The following is an 18,467-nucleotide window of genomic DNA, read 5'->3' as shown; positions in this document are numbered from 1 at the left end:
GTGACCTCGCTTTCTAGAGGACTTCTGTCAGGTTGATGACGCCGTCTCGGATGCGTCGGCGTGGGCCAGACGAGGCGTTGGACCAGACCCAGAATGTGATGGTGTCGCCCTCGTTGAGGTGGACGTTGGATCGGGTCATGGACTGGCGAGCGTAGGACTCACCGAAAAGCGTCAGTGGGCCCAGGTTGGTGGAGGTGAATTCGTAGCGGTCGATGCCGTTGACGGAGACCAGCATTTCGTAGGCGCTGCCTCGGTCGGCCTGGTCCCACCCAATCCGCCAGTAGAGGTCCCAGGTGATGTCGACGGCGGTTGTGAATTCGTAAATCCAGGTGTAGTTCACCGAGCTGACAGCTTGGTTCGGGATGACGTGCTCGATGTTTCTGTGCGTCGTGCCGATGACGATTTGCATGAGCCGGTCATGCTTCTGGACCTGCAGCTCCAGTGCGTCATGGAGGGCGCGGTTTTCCGCGATCTGGGCGCTCTGGAAAGCGTCGATGTCTTCTTGGGTGCGGCTATGCACCGTCATGTCAAGCATGTTGAGCGGTGTAGTCAGACCGGGGGAATCGACAACGACGCGGGCCTCCCGCGTGCCCGGTTTCACTCGGATGATGAACTCGTATCTTTCCCACTGCGAGTTCACTGGCTCGAGCAAGACCGTGCTTTGTGGAAACCACAGGTTTTCGAGGGGTCGGTGCTGGCGCCACTCTGCGATGACGTCCTCACCTTTCTCATCGACCAGGCGTATGTGAGCGATTCCGGGCTGTTTGGCCCACACTCCAATTTTCCAGTCGAGCGCATCCGACAGTGTGAGGTAGGCGTCAGGGATGTTCGCTGACCCGCTTAATGTGTAGCCGGTCCACGTGGTGCCAGACCACGTCGCGGTTCCCGACTGCGGTAGATCGGTGTCATCTCGGGTTGCTCCACCTGTCCAGTAGGGGCGCCCCTCGCCGTCAACGGGCACGAGGTTCGGTGGTGGGTCGGCCAGGCGGATCGCGTCTTCCGCGGTTCCCTGTGCATGCGTCGCCGTGGCCTGCACCGCACCCACCTGCTGTCGGCGCTCGCGGCGTTCAGCGGCGATATCACGCTCAATACTGCGGTTGGACTGCAGGCGGCCGGCCTCGTCGCGGATGAGCTGCCCACCGACGTGCACCCGGTGGGTGATGACCCCCAGGTTGGACATGTCGTCGATGGCGGTGACGGGCAGGTCCAGGAGTCGGCCCCAAAGTCGAACGGGGACGACGTCACCGATCTCGAAGTCGACCCCGGGCTTGAGGCGGCCGAGGCCCTTGTCGGTGATGTCCCGCTGGAAAAGTGTTTCACCGGCGACACGGGCGGAAACCTCGTCAATGGTTTGCTCGACGGTGGAGGTGCCGACCTCTGCGTCGATCTGGACATCAGCACGGACGAACCTGCGGCCAAAAGGCGGGACTTCCTCATCGCGCAGCTGGTGGACGTAGCCGAGCTCATGATCGGGGTCGAGTTCCGGCGGGGTGAAGCCCTCCGGCCAGCGGACATCCCACGCACCGTAGACGTGGCTGGCGACGTGCCGTAGGACCGTCATCTCACCGCCGTCGGCGACCAGTGCTGGCAGGCTCATCATTGACCTCCCTGCTCGATCCGAACGACCCCGATGGGGTGGGTCCATGTCGTCAGCGCGGTGCCGGATTTGTCCGGCAGTCGGGTGAGGACCGGGTCGTCACCGGGCCACCACAGGTCGATGGTGATGTTCACCCCGGCGAGCTGGGCGGGTGGGGCGATGGTCTCCCAGACCATGCCGTCGGTCACGCGGATGTGCGCCAGCGGTGACTCGCGGCCCGTCGGCGCCATGTCGACGACCATGTGCGGGGTGTCCTCCCATCCGCACTGGTAGTTGACGGCGTCGAAGCTGTCTTGCACGAGAGTGCGGATCGTCTCCTCCGCCGGTCCGGACATGGTGTACCCGTCGGCCACCAGGGACATCTCCATCGCGGACAGCAGGCGAGGAGTCTCGTACGCCCCTGATGCATCGCCCTCGAAAAGGGTGACGTTGGGGATCCATGTTTGCGGTACCGACGGACACGGCCAGGTGACGAGATTCCCGATGAGATCAGTGCCCTGCACTCGAAGAGTGTTCGGTGAAGTAGCGTCGCCGACGGCGGTGGGGAAGCTGGTGACGTAGGCATGACGGCGGCCGGGTTTAGCGACGACGACCATGTCGACGATGTTGTTCTTGACGACCAGGCGGCCCTCCTCGTCGAAAACACCGAGACCGTCGGCGATCATCAGATCTACGACGGGGTGAACTGGGGCCCACTTTCCACCCGTCACCTTCATCTCCATGCTCAGAGAAGCTTCAGCGAGGCGGGCCTGGCCAGCGGTCATGGACTGCGCGGTCGGCATGTCGATGAGCGGCCGACCGTGCCCGTCACACAGGCCGACCCACTGACCACGGTCGGCGATGGTCTGCTCGACGTGGGCCTGCCACGAAGTCCAGTCAGTCACAGGATCACCTCCACGGGTCGTAATGTCCGAGATCCCAGGCGAGTTCAGCACCATCAGGGAGTCCGTAGGTGCGCTCCTCCCCTACCGGCACGCCTTCACCGAAGACAGCACCGCGGATGAGGCGCCAGAGGGGATCGTCGAGCCGATCGCGCTCATCGACCACGGCCGCGGACTCGTCAGGGTTGAGCATGATGATCCGCGGCTCATCGGTGGGCGGGAGAGTGAAGATGGCACCGGAAGGCAGGGTGACGTTCCCTCCGGCGCCCTGCCACCAGATTTTCGGCCATACGAAGGTGTCGCCCGAATTGGTCACTGGGACTGAAGATCCGGCCTGGGACCGGGCCTCAAGCCACGCCTCCACGCCTTCCCGACTGGACACCGGAACATGGGCTCGCATCACCGGCACCTCACCCGGATTCATGCGAGGCCCGGGCGGCACGGCAGACGCCCGGCACGGCAGACGCAGAGCGACGTTGTTCCGCTTCAGGTGCAGCACACCCTCCGCATGCCGAGACCAGTCACGCCGGAACTCCCGCCACCGTTTATCGGCGGGAACACCGGCATGATCCCGGATCGTGCACCGAAGAGTGCCCGTCACCTGCTGGCCTGGTCCACCGGTGAAACCGTCCTCCATCGACCCCTCCTCGACGAAAAGGCCAATGGCGTCACGACTCATCAGCGGCCACACCCGACCCGACGGGCCCTGATACGTCAGCTCGTACACGGGCTGTCTCCTTCCTATCGTAGGGCAGCCATGACCTCAAGGGCCGTGGGCTGGCCGGACTCCTCGACCCGCTGGACACGCAGATCAAGGTCGTCATATTCGTCGTTGAGTTGCTCGATGAGCTCAGCGACCTGCTCAGCGGTCAGCCCCTCGCCGGTGATGTTGATCGTCACCGGCTTGCCACGGGAAATGGCCCGGGCATTGTCGGCGGAGAAATCCGCCAGGGCCTCAAGAGCTGCCCGGACCTCGGCGTTCTCCTCACGCCACGCGTCAGCCCGGTACTGCTCCGAATCAGCGGCGGCCTGCAGTGCGGCGATCTGCTCCCGCAGTGCCTGCAGCTCCGTCTCGTACTCGAGGGAGGCCCTCGTGTCGTCGATGGAGTTCTGCAGTTCCTTCATCGCGTTTTCCCACGAGGAGACCGAGTCCTCGAACTCAAACATCTCCTGGGCTCGCTGCGCGTCACCGAGCCAGGATCCGGCGATGATGGCGTCACCGGCGGCTTCCCGGCCGGCGGCGTACTGAGCGGCGGCCATGTTGATGATGCGTTCCATGTCAGCGATCTCAGCTTGGCTGAGGTTCGCGTACTGGGACTGCAGGAGCTGGTCGATCTGCCGCTGGTTCGCGGCGATCGCGGCGTCATAGCCCTGCTGCTCCTGAGACCAGGGATTATCGAAGATCCCGAAGATCTTCCCGTCCCCATCCCAGTCGAACAGGCCGCCCAGGAATCCACGCCCACGGGAACCGAGGCTGTCCTTCTCACCCTGCAGGCGGGCAGTTTCGGCTGACAGGCGGGCGATCTCCTGGAAGGTCATCGCCTCACCGGTGTTCATGCCGAACTGGGTTCCCGACATGCGTGCCAGCTTCTCGGACTGCGCGGCCAGGTTCTCCTGGGTCCGCATCAGCGCAATACTGGCCTTATGCTGCTCCCACGTCGCCGTGAGAGTCGCCAGGGCCGCCTGACGCTGGTTCATCTCTGCCAGCAGCTTCGCCGCGTTGACCTCGTGCTGCAGCGCCAGGATCTCCGGGGTGATCGTGGCGACGTCACGCACCAGTTCCTCGATGCCGATCTTCTGCATCCACCGATAGCGGTCGTAGGCCAGCGACAGGTCCTCGAAGTCCCACATCGCCGCCCGGTTCACACGGTCACGCTCGGCCTGCAGCGCTGCCTCAGCCTCAGCCACCGACCGGACACCCTCAAGCTGAGCGCGCACCTGGTCGGCCTGCGCGGTCCGCAGGTTCCAGGTGGCGTGCATGAGGGAAATCTGGTCGTTAATCAGCTGCTGCTGCAGCGCACCGACAGTTTGCCGCTGGTCGTCGACCATCTGGTTCCACGCGGCGATCGACGAGAGCGTCTCGTGCCAGAGTTTCGCCTGCGCGGTCCGCATCCCGCTGACCCAGTTCTGCAGGTCCTCGAGGATGCCCCAAATCTCCCGGGCGACATCCAGCGCGGACTGCAGCGCCGTGAGCGCCACCCCCAGCGAGATACCGGCCGGCAGCGCGGTGGCCGCCAAGCCCGCGAGGGCGGCGGACACCTCAGGCACAGCCCCACCAATGGCGGTGGCAGCCTGCCCAATCTGAGGAATCAGACCACCGACGGTGTCCGGCAGGATGATGTGATCCAGTGCCTTGACCGACTCCTGTCGGGCAGTCAGCAGATCAGTCTCAGCCTTCGTCACCTTGTCGGTGGCCTTCGCGATCTCCTCGTCACGCTTCGCGGCGTCCTTGTCAGCGTCGGCGGCGACGTCCTCACGAACCCGACGCAGCTTCTCTTCCGCATCGGCGACCTTCTCCGCGGCGGCAGCCTGCTTATCGCCTTCTGCCTCCGCAGCCTTAGTCTTCGCCTCCTGGACAGCCTTCTCCGCGTCTGCGAGCTTCCGGGCATTCTGCACGGACATATCGCCCGAGGAGTTCATGATCTCCTCGAGTTCCTTCTGCGCATCGGCCAGGGCATGCTCGCGGTCGACGATGCCCTGCAGCCGGTCGGCGTGCGACGCCCGAGCCTCGATGATCTGCGCCTCGGCAGCCATGATGGTCTTCATGGAGTCGGAGTAGGCCAGCACATCCATGTCGAGGACACGATTGGCCACGGCCCGGGCGGTGATCCCTTCCACAGTGGCGTGGTCGGAGATCTTGCCGAGCTGGACGACCATGGCCTCGAGCTGCGGGGTGAGCTCGTCGACCATGCGTCGCAGTTCCGGGTGGAGGTCTGCGACGGCGTTGATCAGGGACCGGATGTCGCTCCACTGCTCAGCGTTGAAAACCGGTTCCGGGGATCCGGAGGCGTTGAACGCTAGGCCACCATGAGGCAGCCAGCCACCGGTGTCGTAGAGACCCAGCTTGGATGGCAGGACGCCACCCTGGGCGTACCAGCCGTTCTGCTCCCAGAACGCCTTCGCCGCGCTCGGGGAGCCATAGCGGTCCTTCATGTATCGGGCGCCGGCATCAGCCTGCACCGCCGGATCCGGGTTACGGTCCGGCAGGTACGCACCCAACGTGTTGCCACCCATGGGGTTGAACTGGAACAGGCCGAACGCCCCCGAGGACGGGTTGACGGCCGTCGGGTTCCAGGTGGACTCGCGCTGGACGATCCACTTCGCGGCGTCCCAATCGGCACCGGTAAAACCGTGCCGTGCGAAGACCTGCTCGACCTGATCAACCACGGGGCCGGTGATGTCGGAAACATCGACGGACCCAGAATCAGAGCCCCCACCCCGGCCGAACAGGCCAGCGAGGTAGCCCCAGGCGGTGTCCCGCAGGTGATCGAAGATCTTTTCCGGGATCTCGGCGAATGAGGAATCTCCCCACTCCCCCATCTTCCCGTTGATCAGGCCGGAGACCGGAGAGACCATCGTCTCCCAGATCCCACGGGCCCGGTCGGCGATCCAGTTGAACACCGCAGCACCGAGGCCACCACCGTTGTTGCCACCTTCGAAGACGCCACCACCGAACTGCATGGTCGGGGCTTGTGTCATGGCCCAGTGGACGTGGTTGTCGTGGCGGCCGGCCTGGGCGGTCTTGTAGATGCCGGAATCCATCGCTCCGGCCGGGCCACCCTCGTAGATGTTGCTCGCCCACCCGGGAGCCGCGTAAATCAGCTGCGCGCTTCCGGGGTAGGTCTGGGCGATGTCGTGGGCCAGGGCCAGCTGCATCGGAGTGTTGCCGAAGCCGTTGGACCAGTCCGTGGCATGCCCGGTGCCGTGGTATCCGGAATGTCCCGGGCGGGTGGCGGACGTCAGGGAGATGTTCGGGTACTTCGCCTTGACGATGTCCCGCATGGCGTGCTGCACCGCGGTGGTGATCAAAACACCACCGAGGGCGAACCTGCCCAGATCCCATACCCCACCGTTGGCGAAGGCATGGGAATGGCCGACGCGCATCTGATCCGGATCGAGCTGGCCGGTCATAGCCGCCCGGTTCATGCGGTCGACGGCGGCCGGACCACCGACAGCCTGGGTCCACTCCGGACGCATGATCGCCTCACCGCCCGACAGGTGGATTCGGCCACCCGTCGGCGAGACGAAGGTGTGGATATCCGCCCCCGGGGACCATCCCGGCAGGACGCCACCCTGGGCGTACTTGCCGAGTTCACCGAGTGAGACCGGGTCCTTCGTGTCGATCCCTGGCAGGAACTCGGCGATCTTGTTCCAGGCGGCGAGGATGCCATGGTTCCACACGGTTTCCAGTACGAAGCGTGCGGGTTTGGCTGCGGCTGCCCGCAGTCCGTCCCAGATTCGGCCGATTCCGTCGACCGCGGCCTGGAACCAGCCCTGGACGGTGTCGAGCCCGACGCCGAGGGGTGCGAAGACGTTCTGGTCGATCCAGGTCCACACCCGGTGGAGGGCAGCGCTGAGCGCCGACCACCGGTCGGAGAGGAACGATATTGCGGCCTCAAAAGCGGGCTGCAGGGCCTCCAGCACGGCGGACCAGGCGTCGAACACGCCGGCCTTGATCCATTCCCAGACGGCGACGAAGGTGTCCCTCGTCCACTCCCAGGCTGAGACCATGGCGCCGGTGGCCATCTCCCAGTTCGCCCGGACCCGCTCGGTGTACCATTCCCAGGCGTCGAACACCGAGGTCCGGATGATCTCCCAGGCGGCGGTCATGGCGAGCGAGAGGAGTTCCCACTTCTCGGAGATCCAGTCCAGCACGGGCTGGACATATTCGAGCCAGAGAGCCATGACGGCTTCCTGGAACTCGGCAATCTTCATCCGGATCCCGAAGACCGCCGTCGCGATGAGCAGCTGCAGAACATCCCACTGATGAGAGATGGCCTCGAGGGCGGGCCGGATGTAATTCTCGTACATGGCCAGCGCGGCGACCGACATGATGTCCCACACCGGCTTGATGACCTTCTCCCAGCCGATCCTGACGGACTCGGACAGAGCATGCCACAGCAGCATCAGCGGAGTTAAGACGACGGTGCCGATGATGGCGATGGCGTACTGACCGACGGTGATGATGCCGTTCCAGACCGTCGAAATGACCTCACCGGCCTTGATGAAGCCCTCGCGGATGGTGAACAGCCAGTCGACCAGCTTCGAGTCCTCGCCCAGACCAAACGGCGCGGAGGTGTAATCACCCCGGAAGAGGATGTCGATGATGCCCTGGATCGTCTCCGGAATGCTGGTCAGGATGTCGCGAAACTTGAGGAACCCGGCAATGAGCGGGTTATCCTCCTCGAGGCCGAAAGCCTCGCGGAACTGGGCGGTGAAATCACCCTGGGCGAGGGCGGTAATGCCTTCCCAGGCGGTGGAAAACCAACCGGTGAAGGCAGACCACTTCTCGGACACCCAGTCGATACCCTCACCGATCTTGGTGGTGAAGGACTCCCACAACTTCTGCCCGGTCTCGGTTTTCGTGAAGAAATAGACCAATCCTGCGGTGAGGGCGGTGATGGCTATCACACCAAGCATGATCGGGTTGACTGCCATGACTGCGTTGAACGCAGCCTGGATACCGGTGGCGATTTTCGTGGCTGTCTGCCAGCCCTTGATCGCGGCCGTCCACAGCATCCACGCGGACGCTGCCACACCGATGCTCACCGCCAGGGGCTCGATCCAGTCCCGGTTCTCCTTGCCCCACGCGACGAGCTCGCGTCCATTCTTGACCAGCTCGCCAATCTTTCCGGCGATATCGTCGATCGAGGACTCAAGCCAGGGACCGAGATTCGCGGCGAAATCCTCGAGGTACGGGCCGAGTTTCTCCGACCACTGCTCGATGAGCGGCCCGAGGTGCTCGCCGAGCTTATCGACGGCACCCCCGATGGCCGCGAAGATGGCCGGGGAGTTCTCGTAGATCGGAGACATGAGCTGGGCACCGAGACGCCCGAGAGCGGCCTGCATGTTGGCCGCTGAGCCGGAGAAGGTCTCACCCATGAGCTGGGCAGACCCGCCAACCATGCCCTCCATGACCTCGGAGAAGTCCTCGAAACCGACCTTGCCCTCGGTCACCATCTTCCGGGCTTCCTCAGCTGTGACACCGTAGTGTTTCTGCAGCTCAGGGAGCAGGCCGATTCCCCGGTCCATGAGCTGGTTCATCTCGGTGGTCTGCAGCTTCTGGCCGGTGGCGACCTTGGTCCAGATGGATCCCATTTCGTTGAAGTCAGATCCGGTGATCGCCGCGGTATCGCCGACCAGGGTCAGGATCCGCTGCAGGTCCTCGCCCTGCTCAATACCGGCGCCGGCGAAGGTGGCCGCCATGGAGGCAGCCTCACCGAAGCCGAAAGCGGTGCCGGTCACCGAAGCCATGGCGTCGTCCATGATCCCGGCGACGCCCTCAGCCGAGTGTCCGAGGCCGGACAGCATGGTCTCGGCCTGCTCAATGGACTGCAGGCGGCCGAATCCCTTGGAGAAGGCGGTGCCGATGCCCTCGGTGACGGTGGAACCGATCTGCGCGCCGACGCCCAGGAGGGCGCCCTTGCCGATGGTGCCCAGCCCGTCGAGGATCTTGCTTCCGAGACCACCGGACTTCTCTGCTGTCTCATGCATCGAGGTGCTGGTCTTGTCGAGTTCGGACCGGAAATCGCGCATGAGGTCCTCGGCCTTTTTGACCGAGTCGTTCGTGCCGTCCTGGGCCTTCTCGAAGCGCTTTTCTGCGGCGACGAGGTTGTCGGATGCGTCGGCGTGCTCGTCGCGGGCCTTCTTCGCCTTTCGCTCGGCGTCCTCGAGATCGCCGGCGGCCTTGATGGAAGCGGCCTTCGCCTTCGCGATGGCCATCTCACGCCGCTCGACGGTCTCCGAGCCCTGCAACCGGGAGGTGGTGACCTTCTCCTCCGCAGCAGCGAGCTGCTCGGTGGTGGCCTTCCCGGACTCCTTGAGCTTGAGGAGGGCGTCCTGCGCTGCGCGCTGCTTCGATGCAGCGTCGAGAACTGCCCGCTCGTGGGCCTTTTCAGCGATGGTGACGGCCTTCGTGGCGGCCTCGTTGCGCAGCTTCTGCGCCTCGACGGTCTTGTCCGCTGCGGCGACCGTCTTCGCGGCCTCGGCCTCTGCCTTCGACCGGCGCCCGATGTCGGAGATCAGGGTGTCGGTGGCCTTCTTCGAGGACTCCGTCAGGGACTTCTCCATGGCCGCACCGGCCTGCTTCGAGGCCTGCTCCATGGGGGCCAGCATCTGCTTGTCAAGCAGCTGCTTGAAGTTTCTGAGCGATGGCACCACGGGCATCGCCGCAAATCCTAGGATTGTTATAATGATCACCCTTTTCATAGGAAAAGGCGATCACCGACCGCCAGGGCTAGAACAACGTCAGGGCCCCCGCAATCGGAGGGGCAATCCTGTCGCGCTTTCGGAAATTGCAGATGAGGCAACTCGGTTGCAGGTTGTGCCGGTTATTGGTTCCTCCCCAGACGAGGGGAATGATGTGGTCGATGCTCAGTGCGCGAGGATCGGGATACTTCAAAGAGAGGTCAATGGGCTCTTGACAGATGCCGCAGGTGGCCTCGCCTCGCGCTAATATCTCGTCCCGGAACCAGTCGTGGTCGCGGACTTTCTTCACGCGGCATTCGCCGCACACTTTCTTGTTCGACCTCTGGTAGCGGTCGGCATACGACCGTTCCACCAGCGATCCACAGAAAGCGCACTTGAAATCAATTTCAGGCAGCGATCCGTGGTAGCGCACCCGGGAAACGTGTCGACTGCAGAAGCCCTTATCGTCAGCTATTTCGGGGCATCCCGGCGCGTCGCAGGCGGGTTTGCATTGGTTTCCGCAGTAGACGACGCGTCCGTCCAGATACGCTGGCAGGTTCTGCCCGCAGCCTCGGCAGGTCCGGTGTGGGCTACCTGTGGCCTTGAACCGCTTCCAGTGCGACTTGCAGTAGCCGCGAGCCACCGCTGCGGAACCGCATTCGGGCAGGGAGCAGATGGGCCTGCATTCGTCGCTGCAGTAGTGGGCAATCGACCCCTGGTCATCTTTGAACCCAGTGAAGGGAACCACCCCACCGCAGTTGCGGCAGAACACGTCTGTCGTTCCGGTGCGGTTTTTGCGGCTGGCGTGCGAGTTGCAGAGGCCGTTCCGGCGCATTGGCTCGGTGCAGCCAGTCACTTTGCAGGTCCAGCAGGTATTGCACATCCGTCTCTTACTTGGATGTCCGAACGGCAGGTCAGTGCCGCATTTTTCGCAGGGGCGGTAGGGGCTGCCCGTGTTTTTGACTCGTGCGTAGTGTCGTCTGCACCACCCACGGCAATGCGCTGCGTAAGGGCATCCGTTGATGGAACATGTAGAGTTGGCCGTAGCCATGAGCTCATCCCTTCCAAGGATTATGAGTTTCTGGTCAGGCCCCCGGAAGTGGTGGATCACAACCGGGGGCTGACTTGTCGGTGGGGACTATCTAAAGTTGTTGCGGTGGCGACGCCACTTCTTTTCGCGTGCTGCGATGCGTGCCCTCTTCGCCGCGGCCTCCCGCCGCTTGCGGGCGTCTTCCCGCCTCGTTCGGATCGGATGGACCTGCCCCGACCACGCCGAGAAGATGTCGGACAGGAGGATCTGGTCGGTGGTGATGGGGTCCCGGTCGAGGACGGCGGACCAGAAACGGGAGCTCGTGCGGTCGAGGTTGAGGTCGACGATCTGCAGGACGACGCGCAGCGTCATCTGCGATGGCCCGTACCCGGGTCGGTAGAAGTCCCGGTAGTCCAGCCCGAGAGCGCGGAAGTCCGCCTCGACCAGGTCTTCGTGGCGGCGGATGAGCGGGAGAAGGCTTAGTCTTCCCCCACCCCGATCGCCTCGTTGTAGGCCGGCATGACCTTCTCGAGAGCGTCACGGGAGGTCATGCCCGCGGCGATGAGCTTGCGGTACTGCACCTCACCCAGCAGGGCGCGCAGTGCCGGCAGGATCTTCTCGTTCTGGTAGTGCTCCATCACCTCTGCGGAGGCGTCCATGAGGTCGGCCGGGGCCTCGAGCTTGAATTCCTTGCCCCGGACCGTGACCTTGAATTCGACGGTCTCGATGCCTTCGACTTCCGCCTCGATTGGGGGGCGCTCGTCGCCGGTGAGCACTTTGACTTCGTCCTTGGCCATGATGATGTCCTTTCATCAGAAAAGGCGCTCACCGGGTGGTGGGCGCCGAAAAGTGTGGATGTCCTTCTCTTCCGCAAGAGTGCGGGGGCGGGTACAGGGAGGAAGGACATCGGAAAAGTCCCTGCACCCGCCGGCGGGTTGTTAGGCGCCCGGCTCGGTGGAGCTCGGGGTCAGGATGGTGTCTTCTGCGGCGATCTCCTCGCCCTCAGCACCACCAAGCTGGATGGCGGTGCCAGCGGCGACGTCACCGGTGATGGTGGCGTCCTCGACGAAGATCTTGGGATCAAGTTCCACAACGTCACCTCCCTCGACCTTGAAGAAACGCTCTTCGAGAACGTCCTTGTCGGGGCCGATCTCGTAGCCGATGTTCACGGTGCGGCCGGCGGCCTCACGGCCTCGTCCCTGCTCCGGGATGGTGATGTGTGCCTTGTATCGGGACACTTCGATGGAGACGACGCCGTTCTCGCGCTTGCGGACCACGGCGACGTGGGCGCGGGCGGCCCGCGGGGTGTGGCGCTTGATGACAACACCGTTGACGACGACGTTGTCGGGCCACGCGAGGTGACGGGTGACGGCGTTCTCTTCGAGGATGTCGACGGTGGAGGAAACGGCGCCCGGGGTGAAGCTGCGGGCGACGACGCCGAAGCCCATGCCGTTGACGGTGGACTCGTCGAGGGCGCGGGTCAGGCCGACGGTGCCGTCGTCGGTCTGGATGCCGAGGGTGTGCCACTCGGCGCCCATCAGGCCCATGAGGCCGATCTTGGGCTCGTCCTCGAAGCTGACGAAGACCTCCGAGTCCTCGAGTGCCGAGACCCATTCAGGATTACGCTTCAGTGCCATGTGATTTCACCTTTCTGTGAGTCGCGACGCGGTAGACGCAGGACGCGAAGGAGCCGCCGACCAGGGAGTCCGGTCCGGCGGTGAGGCGTGTAGCGGGGGAAATGGAAAACCCCAGGAAGCCTTGTCCTGGGGTGGTGAGATAGCCGTCGATGTGGGTCATCATCCGGCGGGCCCGTGGTAGATCCGGCGCCCGGGCGGTGACCCGGACCAGTTCGGTGTCGTTGCCGGGGACGGACCGTTGGGGCCCGTCCGGGGCGACAACGACGATGGGGGTTTTCCGCCGGTTCCATCCATCGGGCAGTTCGGCCGCGATCATGTCGCCGTGGCCGGGGAGTGCTTTTCGGAGTCGGTCTCGCACCAGCTGGGGTGCGTCTTTCTGCAGCCACAGCATCCGCATCACTCGATTTCGTAGCGGCGGATGTCGAGGCCTGCTTCGGAGGCTGCCCGGGTGACCACGCCGTCCTTGGCCTGCCGTGCCAGACCGGAGGGGTGGGTGATGGTCACCATGGTCACGGGACGTCCGGACTCGTTGATGAAGCTGGTGACCTTGACGGGGACATCGTCGGGGAGTTTGGCGCGGAGGTTGGCGGCCACTTCCTCACCGGCCCGCTCGATGTCATCGGCGACGTGCGCCTGCAGGAGAGGCATCACGACCTTCGGGTCGAGGACGATCTTCGGTTTCTCGGCCACTCCTATGCCTCCCTTCGTTCGACGATGAACAGGGTTTTCGGCCGGTGCCGGCGCAAGACCGGGCGGCGGCCGACGGAGTAGTCGAAGGGCGCGTACTGCACCGTGTACTCCTCCCCGCGGACGCGGACGATGTCGCCGACCTGCAGGACAGTGCCGGCCGGGGCAAGCACCCGCAGACGGTCGGTGTTGCCGTCGGGAACGTCTTCGCCCTGGACCTTGGACTGCCCGTCAATGTCGACGACACAGCCCGGGATCTCCCGGTGATCCGGGGTGAAGACGAGGTGTCCGTCGCGGTCTTTCGACTCACGGCCGAGGACGTTGATGGTTTCGCTCATCGCAACCTCCGTTCCGGCCAGCGCGGCGGCGGGGGGAACGTCGCCCGGGACCGGCCGAGACCGAGCTTCCGGCGCATGCCCTCCGTCAGCCGCGGCCCGGCGAAATCCACCAGGCCGACATCAGCGAAGGTCACCGAGTCGGACTGCGGACCGGTGGTGGATGAAGCTGACCTGACGTTGATGTTGTCGCCAACGATGACGGATGTGGCGACCATCTCCCGTACGACACGGATGACGGTTCTGCCCAGGCGCGGGATGTCCGCGATCTCGGCGTCGAGGTCACGGTCTTCCTCGTCGAATTCGTCCCGGATCAGCTCCTCCGCGTCGCCGAGGAAGAGGCGGACCCGGTTGTTGTCGTGGGTGGACAGCGGCAGGACTGATTCCGGTAGCCGGTCTGTCACGTCTTTGACTTCAACCAGCATGGCGCCACCCCCTTTCCGTTAGGCCCAGTAGGCCTTGAGCTCGTCGAGCTTCATGTTCTTGGGGTCCTTGCCCATGGCGCGGTGGTAGGCCTGCCAGGTGGCGAGGTTGTCGACCTTGCGGGGCTTCTTCGGGGCGTCGCCCTCGTCAGCCTCGTCCACGTCGGTGGCCTTCGCGTCCTGCTCATCCGCGTCGGTCACCTCGGGGGTCGGGGTGGCGTCGGCGGAGTCCTCATCAGCGCCACTGTCCTGCTCATCCGCGTCGTCCACCTTGGGGGCGGTCTTGTCGACCGGGGCGGCGGCGCCCAGACGGATGAGACGCTCGGCGGTCTGCTCGTCGACATCGACGACGTCACCGGCCCGGTGCATCTTCCGGGGGCTCTGGCGCCAGAAGCGCTTGAGTGCGATCTTGGGCATTAGGCCACCCCCGTCAGCTTGACGATCGCCTTCGGGTTGTCGATGGCGATGGCACGCTTGCGGACGATGTCGGAGCGCCACGACATGGTGCGGCCACCGATGGTCGGGTCACCGCCGGCCTCGGGGAGGAGGTCGGTGACGGTCAGCGGCAGCTGCTCGGAGATGAAGCCGGTGGTGCCGCGCTCGAAGACGTAGACCTCGCCGGGGAGGATGAGCTTCGACTTGGCGACCTGCAGCTGGCCGGCGATCTGGGTGGTGGTCAGGCCCTTGAACACGGGGTTTTCGGAGGCCATGTTGCCGATGTAGAACTTCTGGATCTGCTCGGACAGCAGCATCTGGGTCATCGTCAGCGGATGCATCAGGATGGTGTCCGGGTCGTAGTCGTAGCGCAGGTTCGGGTCGGTGTCATCGGTGGCGCCCTGGACGGTGTTGATGGCGTCGATGATGTCCTGGATGACGTTGCCACCCTCAGCCCACGGGGTGTCAGCCTGCAGCTCCGGGACGTTCGCCCGGGTGAAGGCGGTGCGGATGGTGTTGACGCTGTGGAGGCGGATCTTGCGGACAAGGTCCTGCATGGAGCGGTTAACCGCGTCGATGCGGTTTTCGTTGCGCTGCTCCCAGGACACGCGGAAGCCGCGGCCGGTCTTGATGGAGTAGGCCACGCGGCGGGCTTCCTCATCGATATCCGGGGCGTCCACCGGGATCTCGCCGAACTCGGCGATCTCCTCGATGTTGTCGTCCCCGTAGTCCTCAGCCTGGGCTTCCTGGAAGGCGACAACGCCCTGGTTCGGGGGGCCCTGACGGAAGAAGAGTCCCTCGTGGTCGAGGTTCTCGATCTGCTGCTTGAGGCGGGACGGGATGAGGGTCGGGTCCTTCATCATCTCGTCGAGGGTCGGCGCGGGAGCGAGCTCGTCATACGCCGAAGTAATTACGGTCATTGCTGTTCCTCGTTTCAGGTCAGGCCGGGAAAACCGGGGTCAGGAGGGTGACGGACACTCGTCCGCGGTAGCCGGGTCGGGTGGCGAAGCCGACGAGGACGGTGCCGGTCGCGGAGACCTTGCCGTCGGCGGCGGCGTAGAGCGGGGCGCCCTGCTCGATGGCGGTGGCGTCGCCGGACACCTCGACCGGGGTGGTCTCCGGGCTCATGCGTACGGCGACGCGGGCAGCCTTGACGGTGTCGATGCCGGGGTGGTCCTCGGGGTCTGCGTAGCCGTTCTCGGCGATGGCGCCGTGGACGGGGCCAGCGGCGGTGGCGTGCTTGACGCCCTCAGCGGTGACCTCGACGAGACGGAACTTGGACACGTCTTCGGCGACGTCGTAGGTGATGGGGCCGGTCTTGAAGGAAGGGGTGGACATCAGTGCCTCCTAGTACTTGTCGGTGAAAATTTCGTGGGCGTCGAGCAGTGCGTGCGTTTCCTGCTTCGCTGCAACGGGGTCCTTGTGCTTCTCGCGGTGCTCGTCGGATCCGCCCCGGCCCTTGGGCTGCAGTGGGATGGATCCGGAGGCGAGTTTGAGCAGCGAGGCCTTCGTGGCGGCGAAGTCCTCTGTGGCCTTCTCCACCCATGCGTCGCGCTGCCAGCCGAGGAGTCGGCCGGCCTTGATGCCCTCGTTTTCGATGAGGGTGGCGGCGCGCTCGTGCTTGTCTTCCTCGGCGGCCTTGTCGCCGCGGCCTGCGCGCTCGAGAAGGTCTTCGTAGACGGCCTTGTCGATGAGGACGGTGCCGTCGTCTTCGGAGGCCGGCGGGGTGGTCTCCTCGGAGTCGTCACCGTCCTCGTTCTTCTCCTGGTCACCGGCTTCGGCGGCGCGGGCGGCCGCGAGGTCGGCTTCTGCCTCCTCGACGCTCTTCTCCGCCGGCGGGGTGGTGCCCTCCGGGGTCTTCTCGTCCTGCTCCTCGAGGACTTCCTTGAGGGCGGCCTTGATCTGGTCGTCGGTGGGGTTGTCGTCCGTCATGCCGAGCATGCGGGCGAGCTCCTTGGTCAGGCCCATGTCGGGTTCCTTCCTTGCCTTCGTGGCGATCGCGGGGGTGGGTGCTGCTGCTCGGCCGCGGTGTTTGAACGTGGCCATGACAAGCCCGCGGCTGAAGGCACTGATTGCCTCGTCTGCGGTCTCGTCGACGTCGTCGGTGTCGAGGCGGTGGGCCAGTCCGACGGCCACCGCTTCCTCGGCGGTGAACCAGGACTCGTCCTGCATCGCCTTCCGCCACTCCTCAGCCGGTGTTCCGGCTCGTCGGGCGTAGATCTTTGCGAGGGAGTCAGAGGTGCGGTCGAGGTCGGCGGCAAGCTTGGCCATGTCTTCGGCGCTGCCGGCGCCCCAGCTCCATGCGTCGTGAATCATCTGCTGGGAGCCCTCGCACATGACGACCTCGTCGGCGCCGCCGGCGATGATCACCGAAGCGGCGGATGCGGCGAGACCGTCGACGTAGGCGATGACCTTCGCGGGGTGCCGCTTGAGGGCGTTCATGATGGTGATGCCGTCGAAAACGTCGCCACCTGGGGAATTCACCCTCAGGTGGAGCTCTTCGACGTCGAGATTCTCGATCTCGTCAGCGAACGACTTCGCATCGACGCTGTCGCCCCAGAAGCTGGGGCCAATCTCGTCGTAGATGCGGACCTCGCCTTTTCGGTCAGCCAGCGACTTGACCGAGAACTTCCGGTTCTTCATTGGCCCCTCCTCTCTGTGGGTGGCCCCGTGGGCCGGTGCCCTGCAACGTGGGCAGGAGCGCGTGGATGATCTGGCGGGACAGCTCAGGTGTGGCGTCGGCGGCCTGTAGTCGGCGGATGACGTCCGTCAGGACGGCGGGGGTCACGCTCGCCTGCGAGCGGGCTTCCTCCCACTTCTCGGGTGGCAGTGCCGGCGGCAGTTCGTAGATGCGGCGGATGTGGGAGTCGGTGGCCGGGTCCGCGAAGATCAGGCCGGCGTTCTTGAGGGTCGCCAGGTCGTTCGCGCTCAGGGAGCGGCGGGCCTCGATGCGGTCGAAGGCGATCACCGGGAAAGGTCCGTGCTCGTCGCCGGTGAGGTTGTAGACCATCTTGCGGACGAGGTACTGGTTCGCCGTGTCGGCGATCTCCTGGGCCCGGTCGTTAAGGGCCTGGAAGAACAGGTCCATCTGCACCTCGGCCAGTGCGTAGGACCCTCCCCCACCGTCCAAGTTGAGGGCGTGTGCCAGGGCGGTGCGGGCGATCTGGGCGTCGTGGTAGGCGATGGCCTGCCGTGGGGATGCCAGCTGCCCCTTGACCCCCTCGATGGAGAAGGACTCGTCCATGTCGATGACGACGCCACCGCTGTCACCGGTGCGGACCTCCGAGACAACGCGCTCGGCGTCGGAGCGTTCCTGGGAGCTGGGCTCGGAGCGGGTTTTCATCACCGCCACGCCCATGCCGTTGCGGTCGAGGACGATCTGCTCGAGACGGAGGAACTCGTCCTTGAGGCGCCAGTGTTTGTAGGCGGCGCGCAGCATGGACTCGCCGATCCAGTCATCGTGATCGTCATCAGCCCGGTAGACCAGCAGGTCCTGCACGGGGATCTTCGCCGGCTTCTGCCGGCCGCCGATGTGCTTCTGGGTGATCGCCTCGAGTCCGCCATCTTCGGCGACGTCGATCTTCATGATCGTGTCGGGGTGGCGGGGGGCGATCTTTCGCAGGTGGGTCAGCCCGTCTTCGGTCTCTGAGGCGTCGTCCCAGACCAGTTCGAAGTAGGCGTGGCCGTAGATCAACTGCCACCGGAGGGCGCGCTTGAGGTGGTGCGACCAGGACACCTTGCGGGGGTTCTTCGCGATCGGGGCGGAGAGCTCCTCCCCCTTCACCGGGAGGTTGAGGTCTTCGGCGATCTTGCGGACCACCTCAGGGTCGGCCCCGTTGGCCTCGAGCCGCCAGGGGGTGCGGGTGATCGGCTGGGTGACAGCCAGGAGAACCGACTTGGTCTGGGAGTCCTCGCGGGCCATCTTGGAGTAGATGCGGATGGACTGCGGCCAGCGCAAGTCCCAGTTGTCTTCCCGGGCCGGGGAATAGACCCGTTCACCGGCTGGGCGGGCGTAGCCCTTTTCACGAGCCATGGA

At 64.9% G+C, this 18,467-nt stretch carries 17 protein-coding genes; all 17 read right to left on the bottom strand.

The window, feature by feature from the left end:
* Positions 1 to 13: 13 nt before the first annotated feature.
* The 17 genes from NYP18_RS09240 to NYP18_RS09160 all read right to left on the bottom strand — a co-directional run bounded on the left by NYP18_RS09240 (position 14) and on the right by NYP18_RS09160 (position 18,464).
* Positions 14 to 1,597, bottom strand: coding sequence for a hypothetical protein (locus NYP18_RS09240; protein WP_259427913.1), 1,584 nt, complete (start codon positions 1,595 to 1,597; stop codon positions 14 to 16).
* Positions 1,597 to 2,481 carry a hypothetical protein gene (locus NYP18_RS09235; protein ID WP_259427912.1) on the bottom strand — a complete coding sequence of 295 codons (885 nt, stop codon included), beginning with the start codon at positions 2,479 to 2,481 and terminating at the stop codon, positions 1,597 to 1,599. Before NYP18_RS09235 ends, NYP18_RS09240 begins: the two co-directional genes overlap by 1 nt.
* Before the next feature lie 4 nt (positions 2,482 to 2,485).
* Positions 2,486 to 3,205 carry a hypothetical protein gene (locus tag NYP18_RS09230; protein ID WP_259427911.1) on the bottom strand — a complete coding sequence of 240 codons (720 nt, stop codon included), beginning with the start codon at positions 3,203 to 3,205 and terminating at the stop codon, positions 2,486 to 2,488.
* Between the two features lie 14 nt (positions 3,206 to 3,219).
* Complete coding sequence (locus tag NYP18_RS09225) at positions 3,220 to 9,864, bottom strand: aggregation-promoting factor C-terminal-like domain-containing protein (protein ID WP_259427910.1); 6,645 nt, start codon at positions 9,862 to 9,864, stop codon at positions 3,220 to 3,222.
* A 70-nt stretch (positions 9,865 to 9,934) separates the two neighbouring features.
* A complete protein-coding gene (locus NYP18_RS15545; RefSeq protein ID WP_259427909.1) occupies positions 9,935 to 10,318 on the bottom strand; it encodes an HNH endonuclease in 384 nt (127 codons plus the stop codon).
* 705 nt (positions 10,319 to 11,023) lie between these two features.
* Positions 11,024 to 11,287, bottom strand: a complete 264-nt coding sequence (locus NYP18_RS09215; protein ID WP_259427908.1) for a hypothetical protein — start codon at positions 11,285 to 11,287, stop codon at positions 11,024 to 11,026.
* 107 nt (positions 11,288 to 11,394) lie between these two features.
* A complete protein-coding gene (locus NYP18_RS09210; RefSeq protein ID WP_259427907.1) occupies positions 11,395 to 11,712 on the bottom strand; it encodes a hypothetical protein in 318 nt (105 codons plus the stop codon).
* Between the two features lie 141 nt (positions 11,713 to 11,853).
* Entirely contained in the window at positions 11,854 to 12,552 is a 699-nt protein-coding gene (locus NYP18_RS09205; RefSeq protein WP_259427906.1) for a hypothetical protein, read from the bottom strand.
* Positions 12,536 to 12,910: a hypothetical protein gene (locus NYP18_RS09200; RefSeq protein ID WP_259427905.1), complete on the bottom strand. Its 375-nt coding sequence runs from the start codon at positions 12,908 to 12,910 to the stop codon at positions 12,536 to 12,538. Before NYP18_RS09200 ends, NYP18_RS09205 begins: the two co-directional genes overlap by 17 nt.
* 38 nt (positions 12,911 to 12,948) lie before the next feature.
* Positions 12,949 to 13,242 (bottom strand): hypothetical protein, encoded by a 294-nt coding sequence (locus NYP18_RS09195; protein WP_259427904.1) that lies wholly within the window; start codon positions 13,240 to 13,242, stop codon positions 12,949 to 12,951.
* Between the two features lie 2 nt (positions 13,243 to 13,244).
* Complete coding sequence (locus NYP18_RS09190) at positions 13,245 to 13,577, bottom strand: hypothetical protein (protein ID WP_259427903.1); 333 nt, start codon at positions 13,575 to 13,577, stop codon at positions 13,245 to 13,247.
* Positions 13,574 to 13,999 carry a Gp19/Gp15/Gp42 family protein gene (locus NYP18_RS09185; protein ID WP_259427902.1) on the bottom strand — a complete coding sequence of 142 codons (426 nt, stop codon included), beginning with the start codon at positions 13,997 to 13,999 and terminating at the stop codon, positions 13,574 to 13,576. The genes NYP18_RS09190 and NYP18_RS09185 overlap by 4 nt, the downstream gene beginning before the upstream one ends.
* 18 nt (positions 14,000 to 14,017) lie before the next feature.
* Positions 14,018 to 14,413: a hypothetical protein gene (locus NYP18_RS09180; protein ID WP_259427900.1), complete on the bottom strand. Its 396-nt coding sequence runs from the start codon at positions 14,411 to 14,413 to the stop codon at positions 14,018 to 14,020.
* Positions 14,413 to 15,351, bottom strand: a complete 939-nt coding sequence (locus NYP18_RS09175) for a phage major capsid protein (protein WP_259427899.1) — start codon at positions 15,349 to 15,351, stop codon at positions 14,413 to 14,415. The genes NYP18_RS09180 and NYP18_RS09175 overlap by 1 nt, the downstream gene beginning before the upstream one ends.
* Positions 15,352 to 15,370: 19 nt before the next feature.
* Positions 15,371 to 15,769, bottom strand: coding sequence for a hypothetical protein (locus NYP18_RS09170; RefSeq protein ID WP_259427898.1), 399 nt, complete (start codon positions 15,767 to 15,769; stop codon positions 15,371 to 15,373).
* Between the two features lie 9 nt (positions 15,770 to 15,778).
* Complete coding sequence (locus tag NYP18_RS09165; RefSeq protein WP_259427897.1) at positions 15,779 to 17,074, bottom strand: head maturation protease, ClpP-related; 1,296 nt, start codon at positions 17,072 to 17,074, stop codon at positions 15,779 to 15,781.
* Positions 17,037 to 18,464 carry a phage portal protein family protein gene (locus NYP18_RS09160; RefSeq protein ID WP_259427896.1) on the bottom strand — a complete coding sequence of 476 codons (1,428 nt, stop codon included), beginning with the start codon at positions 18,462 to 18,464 and terminating at the stop codon, positions 17,037 to 17,039. Before NYP18_RS09160 ends, NYP18_RS09165 begins: the two co-directional genes overlap by 38 nt.
* Between the last annotated feature and the right edge of the window lie 3 nt (positions 18,465 to 18,467).

It is taken from the genome of Corynebacterium lemuris (genome assembly GCF_024919295.1).
Classification (GTDB): domain Bacteria; phylum Actinomycetota; class Actinomycetes; order Mycobacteriales; family Mycobacteriaceae; genus Corynebacterium; species Corynebacterium lemuris.
Note: the sequence above shows the minus strand (reverse complement) of the source record. Positions and strands in the feature narration are given on the sequence as shown.

Excerpts from the sequence above, each read along its gene's own strand:
- NYP18_RS09225 (WP_259427910.1), bottom strand. The coding sequence starts at position 9,864 with ATGCCCGTGGTGCCATCGCTCAGAAACTTCAAGCAGCTGCTTGACAAG.
- NYP18_RS09165 (WP_259427897.1), bottom strand. The coding sequence starts at position 17,074 with ATGAAGAACCGGAAGTTCTCGGTCAAGTCGCTGGCTGACCGAAAAGGC.
- NYP18_RS09170 (WP_259427898.1), bottom strand. The coding sequence starts at position 15,769 with ATGTCCACCCCTTCCTTCAAGACCGGCCCCATCACCTACGACGTCGCC.
- NYP18_RS09175 (WP_259427899.1), bottom strand. The coding sequence starts at position 15,351 with ATGACCGTAATTACTTCGGCGTATGACGAGCTCGCTCCCGCGCCGACC.
- NYP18_RS09185 (WP_259427902.1), bottom strand. The coding sequence starts at position 13,999 with ATGCTGGTTGAAGTCAAAGACGTGACAGACCGGCTACCGGAATCAGTC.
- NYP18_RS09205 (WP_259427906.1), bottom strand. The coding sequence starts at position 12,552 with ATGGCACTGAAGCGTAATCCTGAATGGGTCTCGGCACTCGAGGACTCG.
- NYP18_RS09180 (WP_259427900.1), bottom strand. The coding sequence starts at position 14,413 with ATGCCCAAGATCGCACTCAAGCGCTTCTGGCGCCAGAGCCCCCGGAAG.
- NYP18_RS09210 (WP_259427907.1), bottom strand. The coding sequence starts at position 11,712 with ATGGCCAAGGACGAAGTCAAAGTGCTCACCGGCGACGAGCGCCCCCCA.
- NYP18_RS09190 (WP_259427903.1), bottom strand. The coding sequence starts at position 13,577 with ATGAGCGAAACCATCAACGTCCTCGGCCGTGAGTCGAAAGACCGCGAC.
- NYP18_RS09240 (WP_259427913.1), bottom strand. The coding sequence starts at position 1,597 with ATGAGCCTGCCAGCACTGGTCGCCGACGGCGGTGAGATGACGGTCCTA.
- NYP18_RS09160 (WP_259427896.1), bottom strand. The coding sequence starts at position 18,464 with ATGGCTCGTGAAAAGGGCTACGCCCGCCCAGCCGGTGAACGGGTCTAT.
- NYP18_RS09215 (WP_259427908.1), bottom strand. The coding sequence starts at position 11,287 with ATGACGCTGCGCGTCGTCCTGCAGATCGTCGACCTCAACCTCGACCGC.